Genomic DNA, 14,534 nt, shown 5'->3' with positions numbered 1-14,534 from the left:
CTACTCCGCCGGGGCCAGATCGCCGGGCTCAGCCATCTCGATCCGGTTCCGGCCGCCCTGCTTGGCCCGGTACAGCGCCGCGTCAGCAGCCTTCAGCGCGGCGCGGCGATCCGGGAAGGCGAACACATCGGCGATCCCGGCCGAGAACGTGATCTGCCCGAACGGCACGTCCGTGGCGCGGTTGACGAGGCGTCGTTCGGCCAGGCTGGCGCGCAGCTTGTCGAGCCGCTCGAACGCGTCCCCCGGCGTCACATCGCGCAGCAGGACGACGAACTCCTCGCCGCCGTGACGGGCAACGTGGCAGCTGTCGTTTGAAATGCGGCTGAGGCTTTCCGCCACCAGTTTCAGCACCCGGTCGCCGGCGTCGTGGCCGTGGTGATCGTTGATCCGCTTGAAGTTGTCGATATCGCAGAACGCCACGCACAGCGGTTCCGCCGCCGCAAAGGCCTGGCGGTATTCCTCTTCATAGCGCACCTCGAAGGCGCGGCGGTTGGGCAGGCCGGTCAGGTGGTCTTCCTCCGCGCTGCGGCGGGTTTCGGCCAGGCGGCGCTTGAGCGCGCGGGTCTGCGCTTCGCTGCGGACCATCTGGCGCTCGATGTCGCGGGTGCGCTTCAGCATGACCTTGGCGATGGTCGCCAGCTCGGAAATGACGGCCCCGGCGGCGGTAACCTGTTCCAGCTCGGTCACGTGTTCGGCCAATGCGGAATTGTAGTCGCTGGTGGCCCGCTGGGCGTCCTGGCTGGTCTTGCCGAATTCCTCGATGCTGGCTTCCAGCCGCTGCATCAGCTGGGTCAGCATGGCCAGTTCGTCGCTGCGCTCGCTGCGCGACAGGACGTCCTCGATCCAGTCGATCGTCACGGGCTTGCGCGCCTGCACCTGCCGGTCGATCAGGCGGGCCAGCTGCGGGTCCGCCCCGGACAGATAGTTGTGCGCGATGGTCAGCGTCTGGACCGTCACTTCCAGCTGGTGATAGGTCAGGAACGAGGCGATTTCCTCGAGCGTGCGCTGGCGCAGCGCCTCGCGCCGGTCGCGGCCAGCGGCAGGCGAAGGCGGCTCGTCCGTGGCCGATGCGGCAGCGGCACGCTGGCCCAGTCTCAGCCAGCCGAGAAGTCCGCCTTTCGGGCGGTGCAGGGAACGATCATGCGCGGTCATGCCATGGTTAACGGCAGCCTGCCGGGGTTTTTAAGCCCGACGACCGACCACGGCGCGCGAATGGACCGGATTTAGCGGACGCGCGGCCCGCCAAACGGCAGCGGCGGCGGCGGGCGGCGATGGCCGCGCGGCAGCTGGGCCTGGAACGCCCGGCCGCAGTGTTCCACGCAATAGGGGAAACCGGGGTTCACCTTTTCGCCGCAGAAATGGAAGTCCGCTTCGCCGGGGTGGCCCATCGGCCAGCGGCAGATGCGGTCGTTCAGGTCCAGCAGGCTGGTCTTGTCGGCGATTTCCGGGCTGGGCTTGGCCGGAACCAGGCGGCGCGGCGGCGCGGGCGGGATCGGGGCCTGCTGATCGCCGGGGCCCTGGCGCAGGAACCCGCCGGGGCCAACCGAAACGATGCGCGGCTGCGGCGCGGCGGCGGGGGCATCGCCCGCCGGTACGGCGGCGGCCGGTGCCGCGGCGCGCGGTGCCGGGGCGGCAGGCGTGGGTGCAGTCGGAGCGGCCGCGCGCGGTGCCGGGGCGGCCGGTGCGGCGCGCGGAGCGGCCGGTTCCGGCGCGGGCTTGGCCGCCTTGGCCGGAGCGGGCGCGGCTTCGGCCCGGTCAGCGGTCTTGTCGTTGGCCTTCACGGGGGAGGGGCGGGCCTTCAGCCCCAGGCGGTGCGCCTTGCCGATCACGGCGTTGCGGCTGACGCCGCCCAGCTCTTCCGCGATCTGGCTGGCGGTGGAGCCGCCTTCCCACATCTTGGTCAGCTTTTCGATCCGTTCGTCGGTCCAGCTCATTACCTGTCCACTTCCTTAGCGGGCCAAACCACGCCCCGCGCTTGCCAGTCTGTCGGCAAGGCGATAGTCGCAGCGGCATGGCCGATCAACCTGTTCCTGCCTCCGCAGCTTCGTCCGCCCACCTGCCCGAAACGGGTGTGGGGCAACGCAACTTTCCGGCGCAGGGAGTGCCCGTGATCCACCGGATCAACCGGTTGGGGCTCTGGACGCTCTATATGAAGGAAGTGCGCCGATTTTTCAAGGTGCAGACCCAGACGATCTGGGCGCCCGCCGTCACCACCCTGCTGTTCCTGGTGATCTTCACCGTGGCGCTTGGGCGGGAAGGGCGGATGGTGCTGGGCGTGAACTTCGCCACCTTCGTCGCGCCGGGGCTGATCGTGATGGGAATGATGCAGAATGCCTTTGCCAATGCCAGCTTCAGTTTCCTGGCCGGCAAGATCCAGGGCACGATCATCGATTACCTGATGCCGCCCCTGTCCGAAGGGGAGCTGATGCTGGCGATGACGGCCGCCGCCGTGACCCGCGCGCTGCTGGTGGGGCTGGCGCTCTATGCCGCGATGCTGCTGTGGCCCGACGTGCACCTGACCATGGCGCATCCCTGGGCGGTGGCCTGGTTCGGCCTGATGGGGTCGATCATGCTGGCGCTGGTGGGCCTGATGACGTCGCTGTGGGCGGAAAAGTTCGATCATAACGCCGCGGTCACCAACTTCGTGATCGCGCCGCTGTCGCTGCTGTCGGGCACGTTCTACGTGATCGACAACCTGGCGCCGATGTTCCAGACGATCAGTCGCCTCAATCCCTTCTTCTATGTCATTTCCGGATTCCGGTTCGGCTTCCTGGGGCAAAGCGACATCGGCGATACCAACATGGCGGTGCTGAACGGCGCCATCGGGCTGGGCGTGCTGAACGTGGTGCTGGCGCTGGTGCTGTACCGGTTGCTGCGCAGCGGCTGGAAACTGAAAAGCTGATGGGCTTGCCAGTACTCTAACAATCGGTAAGGTTGTCAGTGAAGCATACAAAGCCATAATGGCAATGCCGCACTGGAGAGGCTCATGGCAACCGCCACGGTTTACGACCCCATCGAGGACGATGCCCGCATCGCGCCCGCGCTGATCCGCTATCTGGGGGACGGGGATTACGTCACCCGGCGCTATGTCAGCCGGGGTGCGGAAATGAATACCGGGGACTATTTCGACCATCCCATGCCGGTGCGCGACGGGATGCCGATCCGCGATCACTTCACGCTGGACACCCACGGCTTCATGCTCGGCAAGTGGGCGCCGCCGCTGGAGGACTTCGGCGATACCGATGCGGTCAACGCGCTCTACAACGCCGATGTCGAACGCGCGGTTGCGGCGCTGACGGGTGCCAGCTTCGTCGCCGCGCAAGGCTGGATGATCCGCACCAGCGCCGACCTTTCCGCCCGCGCGCAGGAGCAGGTGGAGAATTACCAGCACGTCGGCGGCATCCAGCCCCCGGCGGGCGAGGCGCACATCGATTACAACCCGCTGACCGGAGAGCGCGCGGGCGCGCGCGTCTATGCCGAGCGCCGGCCGGATGGCCCCGGCTATCGCCGCCACTGCTGCTTCTCGTTCTGGCGCACGTTCTCGCCGGGGCCGCAGGACTGGCCGCTGGCGGTGATGGATGGACGCTCCGTGGTGGGCGACGAGACGGCGAACAACACCCTGTTCGTGGTCGACCGCTTCCCCGAAGGCGACGCGCTGACCGCGCCGGTCGCGGACGAGGACCAGCGGATCGCCGCATCGATCTTTCGCCACCGCGCGGCCCACCGCTGGTGGTATTTTTCGAACATGGCGGCGGACGACGTGCTGTTGTTCAAGTTCTATGACAGCGACCATTCGGTCACCTGGCGCTGCCCCCACACCGCGTTCCACGATACCAGCCTGCCGGATGCGCAGACCCGCTCGTCGATCGAGGTGCGCTGCATCGCGTATTGGGAATAGGCCTTGGCCCGAAGCCGGTCGGCAAACGGGATCGGGCATAGCCGCTGCAACTTCACTTGGCGTTCAGGCTGGGGGTGGTTATAGGCCATCCCCATGCATGCTCGTTCTCCGCTGAAGCTCGCCGTTCTTGCCGCCGCCACGGTGGCCATTTCGCTTACCGCCGGTTGCGGCGGACGGGGCGGCAAGCCCAAGGATACCGCGTTCGTCGCGCGTGACGTCGATACGCTCTACCGCGCGGCGAAGGATCGGCTGGACCGGGGCGACACCCGCGTCGCCGCCGCCCTGTTCGACGAGGTGGAGCGTCAGCACCCCTATTCGCCGTGGGCGCGCCGGGCGCAGCTGATGAGCTCGTTCTCGTATTACGTGGCCAAGGATTACAACAAGTCCGTGCAGGCCGCGCAGCGCTTTCTGGAAATCCACCCCGGCAACCGCGATGCGCCCTATGCCTATTACCTGATCGCGCTGTGCTATTACGAGCAGATCAGCGACGTTTCGCGGGACCAGAAGAACACGCTGCTGGCGCTGAACGCGCTCAACGAAGTGGTGCGCCGCTATCCCGGCACGCGCTATGCCGCCGATGCCCGCCTGAAGATCGACCTGGTGAATGACCACCTGGCCGGCAAGGAAATGGAAATCGGCCGGTTCTACGAACGCGCCGGACGCTGGCTGGCGGCATCGCTGCGGTTCCGCAACGTGATCGACCAGTACCAGACCACCAGCCACACGCCCGAGGCGTTGTTCCGGCTGGTCGAAACCAATCTGGCGATGGGCATCCCGGAAGAAGCGCAAAAGGCCGCCGCCGTACTGGGTTCGAACTATCCCGGCAGCGAATGGTATCAGAAGGCGTTCGACCTGATGCAGAAGCACGCCGCCGGCACCAAGGTTTCCTGATCCGGGCCACTGCGGCAAACGCGCCACAGCCGAAAACTTTCTACCCTGCAGGTTGACAATCCGGCGGCGGGGGCGCTGATAGGCGGCGCCCATGCTTTCGCAGAAAACCCGCTATACGATCCGCGCCTTGCAGCATCTGGCCGACACCTGGCGGCAGGGACCGGTGCGGCTGGACGTGATTGCCGAAGCGCAGAACATCCCGCGCAAGTTCCTGACCGTGATCCTGGCGGAAATGGTGCGCGAAGGGCTGGTCATCTCGCACCGGGGGCGGGACGGCGGCTATGAGCTGGCGCTCGATCCTATCGACATCCGCTATGGCGACATCATCCGCCTGACGCGCGGCAGCCTGGCGCTGGTGCCGTGTGCCAGCCGTAACGCCCACGAAACCTGCCAGAACTGCCTGCCAGAGGCGGAATGCCGGCTGCGCGGGCTGATGCTGACGTTGCGCGATGAAATGGCGGCCATGCTGGACCGGGTCAGCCTGGCCGACCCGATCAAGCTGGAACCGCCATTTCCCGAATTGCAGATGCAGGAACCGGAAGCGGCCGAATAGCCGCCTCGGCCAGCGCGGCCTCGAACTGGTCGGTCGCCCGGTCCCACCCGAACCCCGCGCCATAGACCGCCGCCGCCAGCGGATCGAGCCGCAGCGCGCGCTGGATCGCGAAGGTCAGGTTATCATGCAGCACGCCGATCGTGGCGGGCATCGTCCCGTCCGCGCCGCGCCCGTCCGCGCCGATCACGTCGAGCGGACCCGCCACCGGGAATGCCGCGACCGGCAGCCCGCAGGCCAGCGCCTCGATCAGCACCAGCCCGAAGGTATCGGTGCGGCTGGGGAACACGAACACGTCGGCCGAGCAATAGGCGCGGGCCAGGTCCTCGCCGCTCAGCGCGCCCAGGAAGCGCACTTCCGGGTAACGCTGGCGCAGCCGTTCCAGCTCCGGCCCGTCGCCGACGACCACCTTGGTGCCGGTGACCGGGGCGTCGAGAAACGCGGGCAGGTTCTTTTCCGCCGCCACGCGCCCGACATACAGCATGATCGGCCCCGGCAGCGCGGCGAGTTCGGGCAGGGGGGCATGGCCGGGCCGGAACAACGCGCGGTCGATCCCCCGGCTCCACAGCCGTGCCTGCGGCAGGCCGCGCGCGGCCAGTTCCGCAGCCAGCGCCGGCGTGGACACCAGCACCGCGCGGCTGGCCGCGTGGAACCGGCGCATCAGCGGCCAGAACCGTTCCGCATCCAGCCCGGTGCGCAGCGCGGCGTAATCGGGAAAGCGGGTGTGGAAGGCCGTGGTGAACGGCACATCATTCGCCAGGCACCAGCGCCGCGCACTCCAGCCGATCGGCCCTTCGGTGGCGATGTGGACGATGTCCGGCGCGAACGCCGACAGGGATCGCCGCGTGCCGAAGCGCGGGGCCAGCGCCAGCCGGATCTCGCTGTAGCCGGGCAGGGGCAGGGTGCGGAACTGGTCGGGCGTGATCAGCTCCACCGCGTGGCCGCGCTGGGTCAACTGGTGGACGGTCATCGCCAGCGAACGGACCACGCCGTTGACTTGCGGGTGCCAGGCATCGGTGCAGATGGCGATCCTCATGCGTATTCCTTCTCTTCGGATGGGGCGGTGGCCGGGGCCTTGGCCGCGCGCAGGCGGCATTCCTCGGCCCAGTCGACCAGGCTGATCGTGCCGTCGGCAGCCTCGACCAGCGCGGTGCAGCTTTCGACCCAGTCGCCGTCGTTGTAATAGGTGATGTCGCCGATCTGGCGGATCTCGGCGCTGTGGATGTGGCCGCAGACCACGCCGTCGACGTGGCAATCGCGCGCGGCGTGGGCCACGGCTTCCTCGTAGGCGCCGATGAACTGGACCGCGTTCTTGACGCGCTTCTTCAGATAGGCCGACAGCGACCAGTATGGCAGATGCAAGCGCCGCCGCACCGCGTTCAGCACCACGTTCAGCCGCAGCAGCACCGAATAGGCCTTGTCCCCCAGGAACGCGAGCCAGCGGGCATAGAGCACCACGCTGTCGAAGCTGTCGCCGTGCGTCACCAGCAGGCGGCGGCCATCGGCGGTGAGGTGGACGGCATCGAGCGCGACCTCCACTCCGCCAAAGCTCATGCCGGCATAAGGGCGCAGCATCTCGTCATGGTTGCCGGCGATCAGGATCACGCGGGTGCCGCCGTGCGCCATCTTCAGGATGCGGCGCACCACTTCGTTGTGGGCATCGGGCCAGTACCAGCCCTTGCGCAGCCGCCACCCGTCCAGAATGTCGCCGACCAGATAGAGCACGTCGCATTCGACCGAGCGCAGGAAGTCCAGCAGCATCACCGCGTTGCAGCCGCGCGTGCCCAGGTGAATGTCCGAAATCCAGATCGTGCGATAGCGCCGCTTGGGCCGGAACGCCTGCGGTTCGGGCAGGTCCAGCCAGGCGGGCAGGTTGCTGATCGTGGTGCGTATCCGACTTGCCATGGCGCTCTCCAATCCGGGCCAATTCGGAACCCTGCTCTGCGCGGGCAAGGTTGCGGTTGCATGGCAGCGCGGTGACGGTTCGGTTACAGTCGGGCGGGTTTGCGCTTTGGCGCGCAAAAGTTGCGCTTCGCCGCGTGCAAGCGAAACTGCACTTGTCTATCTAATCGGTAGAGTTAGTGTGGGCGGCGAAGGAGCTGACCGATGCCGCACCCCGTCCAACCGCCCGAAGCGACCCGCACCCATCCCGCCAACCGGATCACCGAACCCGTGCTGGATGCCGTGTCGCGCGCGCTGGGCAAGGTGCGGTACGGGGTGGTGCAACTGACCGTCCACGAAGGCCGCGTCGTGCAGCTCGATGTTACGGAGCGGCAGCGCTTCGGCTGAGCCGCTTCAGCGGGCAGGTCCGGCCGCGCATGACCGGGCCTGCCCAAACCCTATGATTCTTCACGTTTTCACCTGACCATCGTTGCAGACCGGACCACCGGATGCGGCCAATACCCTGCAAAGGAATTGGAAATGCATTCATTAGTCCGTTTCGCCCTGTTCTCGTCCGCCGCATTCGTCGCGGCCCCCGCACTGGCCGCCGACCTGTCTGCTGATGACCAGCAGATTTCCGCCGCTGGCACTGGCGCCACCGAACCCGAAGCCGAAATCCTCGTCACTGCGCGCCGCCGCCAGGAAACCTCGCAGGAGGTGCCGCTGGCGATCTCGGTCGTGGGCGGGGATCACATCGACAACACCGGCAGCTTCAATGTCGGCCGCCTGACCCAGCTGACCCCGTCGCTGACGTTCTATTCATCCAACCCGCGCAACAGCGCCGCCAACATTCGCGGGCTGGGCGCGCCGTTCGGCCTGACCAACGACGGGATCGAGCAGGGCGTCGGCATCTATGTCGACGACGTCTATTATTCGCGCGCGGCGTCCTCGACCTTCGACTTCCTCGATGTGGCCCAGATCGAAGTGCTGCGCGGCCCGCAAGGCACGCTCTATGGCAAGAACACCACGGCCGGTGCGATCAACATCGCCACCCGCCAGCCGACCTTCGATTTCGAAGGTCGCGCCGAAGTGACCGTGGGCAACCTGGGGTTCAAGCAGGCCAAGGCGGCGGTTTCCGGCCCGCTGTCGGACACGCTGGCCGCGCGCATCGCGCTGTCGTCCACCAGTCGCCGGGGCACGATCTTCAACGTCACCAGCGGTAACTGGATCAACGAACAGGACAACCTGGGCCTGCGCGCGCAGCTGCTGTTCCGGCCGAACGACACCCTCGATATCACGCTGGCGGGCGATTACAGCGCGCAGAACCCGGAATGCTGCGGCACTGTCTATGTCCGCACCGGATCGACCCAGCGTCCGCTCAGCCGCCAGTATGCCGCGCTCGCCGCAGCGCAGGGCTATGCCGTGGTCAGCACCAATCCGTTCGACCGGCTGACCGACATCGACGCGGATCTCAACGCGGGCAACAAGATCGGCGGGGCTTCGCTGCGGATCAAGTGGGACGTGGGCGCGGGTGAGTTCACCTCCGTCACCGCCTGGCGGTTCTGGGACTGGAAGCCGGAGAATGACCGCGACTTCACCGGGCTGCCGATCGTCACCCGCTCGCAGAACCCGTCGCAGCAGAACCAGTACACGCAGGAACTGCGCTATTTGCAAAGCGGTGATTGGCTGGACTTCGTGCTGGGCGCGTTCATCTATCACCAGCGGATCGACACGCAGGGGACCGAACAGCACGGGCCGGCATCCAGCCGCTGGAACATCAACCCCACCAATGCGCTGGCGAACGATCCCTCGGTCCTGAACGGGCTGACCGCGCTGAACACGCAGTACCTGATCAACACCAGCGCGGCGCTGTTCGGGCAGGCCAGCTGGAAAGTGACCGATGCCTTCACCATCCAGCCGGGCGTGCGGCTCAACTATGACAAGAAGAAGGGCTTCTACGACCGCAAGGTGTTTGACGGGCGGGGCGTGCCCGTGCTGCTGGGCCAGACGGGGGCGGTAAAGGCCGCGCAGCTGGCGATCTTCTCGCCGCAATCCTATGCCCCCGAAGGCCGCGACTGGAACTTCAGCTATGACCTGACGCTGAGCTACGAGCTGGCGCGCGATGTGCTGGCCTATGCGACCTATGCCAAGACGTTCAAGTCGTTCGGGATCAACCAGAACGGCGTGCCCAACGATGCCACCGGCGTCCCCGCGCTGGCCGCGCAGACGATCCTGCCGGAATCGCTGAACCACTATGAAGCCGGGATCAAGGCGCAGTTCTGGGACCGCAAGGCCACCTTCAACCTCTCGATCTTCCGCACCGACATCCAGGACTATCAGGCGCAGGTCACCAACGGCAGCCTGGGGCTGGTGCGTGGCTATCTCGCCAATGCGCAGCAGGTTCGCTCGCAAGGGGTGGAGGCCGATTTCTCGCTGCGCCCCAGCGAGCGGTTCAACGTCTACGTCAACGCCGCCTACAACGATGCGAAGTACCGCAAGTTCGTCGACGCGCCGTGCCCGCCGGAACTGTCGGGCGGGGGCAGTGGCGCGGTGATCGGGGCGCCGGGCGCGCCGGGCACCAACAGCCCGGCCAACTGCAACATTTCCGGCCAGCGCCTGCCGGGCGTGTCGGAATGGACCTTCAGCTACGGCGCGGAATACAACGTGCCGGTCAAGCTGCTGGGTCAGGATGGGCAGGCCTATCTGGGGTTTGACGGCAACTATCGCTCCAGCTTCTCGTCCAATCCCTCGCCCTCGGCCTATACCTGGGTGAATGGTTATGCGCTCAGCAATATCCGGCTGGGGTTCCGCACCGATGCCGGGTTCGACATCTATGGCTGGGTCCGCAACGCGTTTGACGTGAACTACTTCGAGGCGCTCAATGTGCCCGGCGGCAACACCGGGCTGATCACCGGCCAGCCGGGCGATCCGCGCACCTTTGGCGCAACGATCAAGGCGACGTTCTGAATCTGGAGTATCCCCCTGCCAATCGCGGCAGGGGGATTTGCGCGCGCGTGCTTGTTCGCTAGAACGAGTCGCGAACATGCTGACCAGATTATCCATCCGCAACATCGTGCTGATCGAGGCGCTGGACCTCGATTTCGGCTCCGGGCTGGGCGTGCTGACCGGCGAAACCGGGGCGGGCAAGTCGATCCTGCTCGATGCGCTGGGGCTGGTGCTGGGCAACCGCGCCGACAGCGGACTGGTGCGCGGGGGCGAGGAGCAGGCCAGCGTCACCGCCAGCTTTGAATTCAGCCAGCTGCCTGCCGGGGTCCGCGCCGTGCTGGCCGAAGCGGAAGTGGACGTGGAGCCCGGCGAACCGCTGCTGATCAAGCGCCGGCTGAAAGCGGACGGCGGGTCCAAGGCCTTCGTCAACGACCAGCCGGTCAGCGCCGCCTTGCTGCGCGAACTGGCGCCGTTCCTGGTGGAACTGCACGGCCAGCATGATGACCGCGGGCTGGTCAATCCGCGCGGCCATCGTCAGTTGCTGGATCGCTATGCCCGCGCTGACGTTGCCGGCGTGGAAGCGGCGTGGAAGGCGTGGCGCAGCGCGGCAGACGCGCTGGACGAACGCCGCGCCGCCATCGCCCAGGCGGCGGCGGATCGTGACCTGTTGCTCGCGCATCTGGCCGAACTCACCGCGATTGCTCCGGAGGAGGGCGAGGAAGCGGAACTCGCCTCGGCCCGCGCCGACATGCAGAAGGGAGAGCGTCTGTCCGGCGATCTTGCCGAATTGCAGCACCTCTGGGCAGGATCGGATTCGGCGCTGGCGGCCCTGCGCGGCGCGGCGCGGCGGCTGGACCGGATTGCGGCGGAACACCCCCTGCTGGCCGAAGCGCTCGACGCGCTGGACCGCGCGGTGATCGAGGCGGGCGAGGCCGAGGACAAGATCACCCGCGCGGTCGAGGCGCTGGCCCATGATCCCGCCGCGCTCGACCGGATCGAAACCCGCCTGTTCGATCTGCGTGCGCTGGCCCGCAAGCACGCTTGCCAGGTCGATGACTTGCCCGCGAAGATGCGCGCGATGCGTGAGCAGCTCGACGCGATCGAGGGCGGGGAAGCGGCGCTGGCCGGGCTGGAAGCGGCGGCCCGGGCGGCGGGCGAGACCTATCGCGCCCTAGCCGCCGAAGTATCCGCGCTGCGCCGCGCCGGGGCGGAGCGGCTGGACGCGGCGGTCGCGGCGGAACTCGCGCCGCTGAAGCTGGACGCCGCGCGGTTCCGCACCAGCGTCACCGTTTTGCCAGAGGACCGCTGGGGCCCGTCGGGCAGCGACGGGGTGGAATTCCTGATCTCCACCAACCCCGGCGCGGACTTCGCCCCGCTGGGCAAGATCGCTTCGGGCGGGGAACTGTCGCGCTTCATCCTCGCGCTCAAGGTCGCGCTGGCGGAAGAGGGCGGCGCGGCAACGGTGATCTTCGATGAGATCGACCGCGGCGTCGGCGGGGCTGTTGCCAGCGCCATTGGCGAACGGTTGGCGCGGCTGGCGGCTGGCGGGCAATTGCTGGCCGTTACGCACAGCCCGCAAGTCGCCGCGCGCGGCAACCGCCACTACGTGATCGCGAAATCGAGCGAGGGGACGGTAACGCGCACCTCGGTCCACCTGCTCGATCACGCGGGGCGGCAGGAAGAGATCGCCCGGATGCTTTCCGGTGCGGAAGTGACGCCGGAGGCCCGCGCGCAGGCGGACCGGCTGCTGGAGACGTTGTGAACCCGATATCCGAAGCTGATGCCGCCAACGAGCTGATGCGGCTGGCGCGCCAGATCGCGCATCACAACAAGCTGTATCACGCCGAGGATTCGCCGGAGATTTCCGACGCGGCCTATGACGCGCTGGTGCGCCGCAATGCGGAACTGGAAGCGGCCTTTCCGCACCTGATCCGCCCCGATTCGCCCAGCCGTCAGGTCGGGCATGACGTCGCCGCATCGCCGCTGTCGAAAGTCACGCACGAAGTGCGGATGATGAGCCTCGACAACGCGTTCTCTGACGAGGACGTGGCCGAATTCGTCGCGCGGGTGCGGCGGTTCCTGGCCCTGCCGGACGACGCGCCCGTGGCGATGACGGCGGAGGACAAGATCGACGGGCTGTCCTGTTCGCTGCGCTATGAAAACGGCCTGCTGGTGCGCGCGGCGACGCGCGGCGACGGGCAGGTGGGCGAGGACGTGACGCCCAATGTCGCCACGATTGCCGACATTCCGCAGGCCTTGCGCGGCAACGTGCCGGCCGTGTTCGAAATTCGCGGCGAAGTGTTCATGAGCAAGGCCGATTTCGCCGCGCTCAACGCCGCGCAGGCGGAGCGGGGGGACAAGGTCTTTGCCAACCCGCGCAATGCCGCTGCCGGATCGCTGCGGCAAAAGGACGCCAGCGTCACCGCCAGCCGTCCCTTGCGGTTCTGGGCGCACGGCTGGGGCGCGGCGAGCGAGATTCCGGGGACGACCCAGCTGGAGGTGATGCAGGCAATTGCGGCCTGGGGCGTGCCGGTATCCCCGCTGCTGGTGCGCTGCGCCGATACGGCCGCGATGCTGGCGCATTACCGGCGGATCGAGCGCGAGCGGGCGGAGCTGCCCTATGACATCGACGGCGTGGTCTACAAGGTCGACCGGCTCGACTGGCAGGAGCGGCTGGGCTTTGTCGCCAAGGCGCCGCGCTGGGGCATGGCGCACAAGTTTCCCGCCGAACGCGCGGAGACCACGCTGGAAGCCATCGACATCCAGGTGGGCCGCACCGGCAAGCTGACGCCCGTGGGCCGCCTGACGCCGGTGACAGTGGGCGGCGTGGTCGTCTCCAACGTCACGCTCCACAACCGCGACGAGATCGCGCGGCTGGAGGTGCGGGTGGGCGACCGCGTGGTGCTGCAGCGCGCGGGCGATGTGATCCCGCAAGTGGTGGAGAACCTGACCCGCGACGAACCGCGCGCGGCTTTCCCGTTCCCCGATCACTGCCCGGAATGCGGCAGCGAGGCGGTGGCCGAGGAAGGCGAGGTCGATGTGCGCTGCACCGGCGGGCTGGTCTGCCCGGCGCAGCGGACCGAACGCCTGAAGCACTTCGTCAGCCGCGGTGCGCTCGATATCGAGGGGCTGGGCGAAAAGACCATTGCCGAGTTCTTCGCGCTGGGCTGGCTGGAAAGCCCGGCCGATATTTTCCGCCTGAAGGCCCGCCGCGAGGAGATCGTCGGGCGCGAGGGGTGGAAGGACAAGTCGGTCGACAACCTGCTTGCCGCGATCGAGGCAAAGCGCCAGCCGGATGCGGCGCGGCTGCTGTTCGGCCTTGGCATCCGCCATGTCGGCGCGGTCACGGCGCGCGATCTGCTCAAGCGGTTCGTGACGCTGGACCGGCTGCGGGAGGTGGCGGAAGCGGAAGATACGCGCGCCGAACTGCTGGCGATCGACGGGATCGGCCCCGCCGTGGTCGAGGCGCTGGGCGATTTCTTTCACGAACCCCACAACCGCGCGGTGTGGGACGATCTGCTGTCCGAAGTCTCCCCGCCCGATTACGTGGTGGAAACGAAAGACAGCGCGGTGGCGGGCAAGACGGTGGTGTTCACCGGTAAGCTGGAAACCATGAGCCGCGACGAGGCCAAGGCGCAGGCCGAGCGGCTGGGGGCCAAGGCGGCCGGGTCCGTCTCGGCCAAGACCGATCTGGTGGTGGCCGGCCCCGGCGCGGGCAGCAAGCTGAAGCAGGCCGCCGCGCTGGGGATCGAAGTGATCGACGAGGCGGCGTGGGCCGAAATCGTCAAGGCAGCGGGGTAGGGCGATGCTGGAGGAGTTCCACCAGACGGCGGCGCGGATTGCCGAGGCTTTGAAAGCACGGGGGCAGAAGATCGCGGTGGCGGACGGAGCGACCGGCGGGCTGATCGCGGCATCGCTGCTGACCGTGCCGGGGGCGCTGCAATTCTATGTCGGCGGCGGCGTGGTCTATTCGCTGCGCGCGCGCGACGTGCTGTTCGATCTGCCGCGCGATGCCTATGCCGGGATGCGCTCTGCCACCAACGACTATGCCCTGCTGCAAGCCCGCGCGATCCGCGACCGGTTCGGGGCGGAGTGGGGGATTGCCGAATCCGGGTCCGCCGGGGGCAGCACCCATCCGCTGGGGGTGGCATCGGGGATCAGCGTCTGCGCGGTGGTCGGCCCCGGCGTGGAACAGGTGCGCGTCACCGAAACCGCCAGCGATGACCGCATCGCCAACATGGTTACTTTCACCCGCGCCGCGCTGGATCACCTTGCGGCGGTGCTGCGCGGACCAGATTGATCCGCGTTGAATGTGTAACGTTTGTTTCAGGTCAATTAACGGGTAAGTTACTTCAGGCTAGATGTTAA

At 67.5% G+C, this 14,534-nt stretch carries 13 protein-coding genes; 9 read left to right on the top strand and 4 right to left on the bottom strand.

What is annotated here, in order from left to right:
* Positions 1-1,152 carry a GGDEF domain-containing protein gene (locus IE113_RS04550; protein ID WP_189539240.1) on the bottom strand — a complete coding sequence of 384 codons (1,152 nt, stop codon included), beginning with the start codon at positions 1,150-1,152 and terminating at the stop codon, positions 1-3.
* A 71-nt stretch (positions 1,153-1,223) separates the two neighbouring features.
* Positions 1,224-1,934, bottom strand: a complete 711-nt coding sequence (locus tag IE113_RS04545; protein WP_189539239.1) for a GcrA family cell cycle regulator — start codon at positions 1,932-1,934, stop codon at positions 1,224-1,226.
* A 77-nt stretch (positions 1,935-2,011) separates the two neighbouring features.
* Here IE113_RS04545 and IE113_RS04540 point away from each other — a divergent pair, with 77 nt between their 5' ends.
* The 4 genes from IE113_RS04540 to IE113_RS04525 all read left to right on the top strand — a co-directional run bounded on the left by IE113_RS04540 (position 2,012) and on the right by IE113_RS04525 (position 5,342).
* A complete protein-coding gene (locus IE113_RS04540; RefSeq protein ID WP_189539238.1) occupies positions 2,012-2,902 on the top strand; it encodes an ABC transporter permease in 891 nt (296 codons plus the stop codon).
* An 84-nt stretch (positions 2,903-2,986) separates the two neighbouring features.
* Positions 2,987-3,898 carry a CmcJ/NvfI family oxidoreductase gene (locus tag IE113_RS04535; protein WP_189539237.1) on the top strand — a complete coding sequence of 304 codons (912 nt, stop codon included), beginning with the start codon at positions 2,987-2,989 and terminating at the stop codon, positions 3,896-3,898.
* A gap of 93 nt (positions 3,899-3,991) precedes the next feature.
* Positions 3,992-4,789, top strand: coding sequence for an outer membrane protein assembly factor BamD (locus IE113_RS04530; RefSeq protein ID WP_189539236.1), 798 nt, complete (start codon positions 3,992-3,994; stop codon positions 4,787-4,789).
* A 91-nt stretch (positions 4,790-4,880) separates the two neighbouring features.
* Complete coding sequence (locus IE113_RS04525) at positions 4,881-5,342, top strand: RrF2 family transcriptional regulator (protein ID WP_189539235.1); 462 nt, start codon at positions 4,881-4,883, stop codon at positions 5,340-5,342.
* Here the strand turns inward: IE113_RS04525 and IE113_RS04520 are convergent.
* Together IE113_RS04520 and IE113_RS04515 are read right to left on the bottom strand one after the other, a co-directional pair.
* A complete protein-coding gene (locus IE113_RS04520; RefSeq protein ID WP_189539234.1) occupies positions 5,284-6,375 on the bottom strand; it encodes a glycosyltransferase family 4 protein in 1,092 nt (363 codons plus the stop codon). The two genes, IE113_RS04525 and IE113_RS04520, sit on opposite strands and share 59 nt — an antisense overlap.
* Positions 6,372-7,244 carry a UDP-2,3-diacylglucosamine diphosphatase gene (locus tag IE113_RS04515; protein ID WP_189539233.1) on the bottom strand — a complete coding sequence of 291 codons (873 nt, stop codon included), beginning with the start codon at positions 7,242-7,244 and terminating at the stop codon, positions 6,372-6,374. The genes IE113_RS04520 and IE113_RS04515 overlap by 4 nt, the downstream gene beginning before the upstream one ends.
* A gap of 201 nt (positions 7,245-7,445) precedes the next feature.
* On the opposite strand from IE113_RS04515, the gene IE113_RS04510 reads away from it, so the two are divergent.
* The 5 genes from IE113_RS04510 (at position 7,446) to IE113_RS04490 (ending at position 14,466) form a co-directional block, all read left to right on the top strand.
* The gene (locus IE113_RS04510) at positions 7,446-7,628 is read left to right on the top strand and encodes a YezD family protein (RefSeq protein ID WP_189539232.1); all 183 of its coding nucleotides are present in this window, start codon (positions 7,446-7,448) and stop codon (positions 7,626-7,628) included.
* 132 nt (positions 7,629-7,760) lie between these two features.
* Entirely contained in the window at positions 7,761-10,187 is a 2,427-nt protein-coding gene (locus IE113_RS04505; protein WP_189539231.1) for a TonB-dependent receptor, read from the top strand.
* A gap of 76 nt (positions 10,188-10,263) precedes the next feature.
* Complete coding sequence (gene recN / locus IE113_RS04500; protein ID WP_189539230.1) at positions 10,264-11,928, top strand: DNA repair protein RecN; 1,665 nt, start codon at positions 10,264-10,266, stop codon at positions 11,926-11,928.
* The gene (gene ligA, locus IE113_RS04495; RefSeq protein WP_268248091.1) at positions 11,925-13,967 is read left to right on the top strand and encodes an NAD-dependent DNA ligase LigA; all 2,043 of its coding nucleotides are present in this window, start codon (positions 11,925-11,927) and stop codon (positions 13,965-13,967) included. The genes recN and ligA overlap by 4 nt, the downstream gene beginning before the upstream one ends.
* Positions 13,968-13,971: 4 nt before the next feature.
* On the top strand, positions 13,972-14,466 hold the full coding sequence (locus IE113_RS04490; RefSeq protein ID WP_189539229.1) for a CinA family protein: 495 nt from the start codon (positions 13,972-13,974) through the stop codon (positions 14,464-14,466).
* Positions 14,467-14,534: the final 68 nt, after the last annotated feature.

This window comes from Novosphingobium arvoryzae, assembly GCF_014652615.1.
Lineage (GTDB): Bacteria > Pseudomonadota > Alphaproteobacteria > Sphingomonadales > Sphingomonadaceae > Novosphingobium > Novosphingobium arvoryzae.
Note: the sequence above shows the minus strand (reverse complement) of the source record. Positions and strands in the feature narration are given on the sequence as shown.

What these genes read in the sequence shown, in the direction of transcription:
- IE113_RS04550 (WP_189539240.1), bottom strand. Translation starts at nt 1,152, where the DNA reads ATGACCGCGCATGATCGTTCCCTGCACCGCCCGAAAGGCGGACTTCTC.
- IE113_RS04545 (WP_189539239.1), bottom strand. Translation starts at nt 1,934, where the DNA reads ATGAGCTGGACCGACGAACGGATCGAAAAGCTGACCAAGATGTGGGAA.
- IE113_RS04540 (WP_189539238.1), top strand. Translation starts at nt 2,012, where the DNA reads ATGGCCGATCAACCTGTTCCTGCCTCCGCAGCTTCGTCCGCCCACCTG.
- IE113_RS04535 (WP_189539237.1), top strand. Translation starts at nt 2,987, where the DNA reads ATGGCAACCGCCACGGTTTACGACCCCATCGAGGACGATGCCCGCATC.
- IE113_RS04530 (WP_189539236.1), top strand. Translation starts at nt 3,992, where the DNA reads ATGCATGCTCGTTCTCCGCTGAAGCTCGCCGTTCTTGCCGCCGCCACG.
- IE113_RS04525 (WP_189539235.1), top strand. Translation starts at nt 4,881, where the DNA reads ATGCTTTCGCAGAAAACCCGCTATACGATCCGCGCCTTGCAGCATCTG.
- IE113_RS04520 (WP_189539234.1), bottom strand. Translation starts at nt 6,375, where the DNA reads ATGAGGATCGCCATCTGCACCGATGCCTGGCACCCGCAAGTCAACGGC.
- IE113_RS04515 (WP_189539233.1), bottom strand. Translation starts at nt 7,244, where the DNA reads ATGGCAAGTCGGATACGCACCACGATCAGCAACCTGCCCGCCTGGCTG.
- IE113_RS04510 (WP_189539232.1), top strand. Translation starts at nt 7,446, where the DNA reads ATGCCGCACCCCGTCCAACCGCCCGAAGCGACCCGCACCCATCCCGCC.
- IE113_RS04505 (WP_189539231.1), top strand. Translation starts at nt 7,761, where the DNA reads ATGCATTCATTAGTCCGTTTCGCCCTGTTCTCGTCCGCCGCATTCGTC.
- recN (WP_189539230.1), top strand. Translation starts at nt 10,264, where the DNA reads ATGCTGACCAGATTATCCATCCGCAACATCGTGCTGATCGAGGCGCTG.
- IE113_RS04490 (WP_189539229.1), top strand. Translation starts at nt 13,972, where the DNA reads ATGCTGGAGGAGTTCCACCAGACGGCGGCGCGGATTGCCGAGGCTTTG.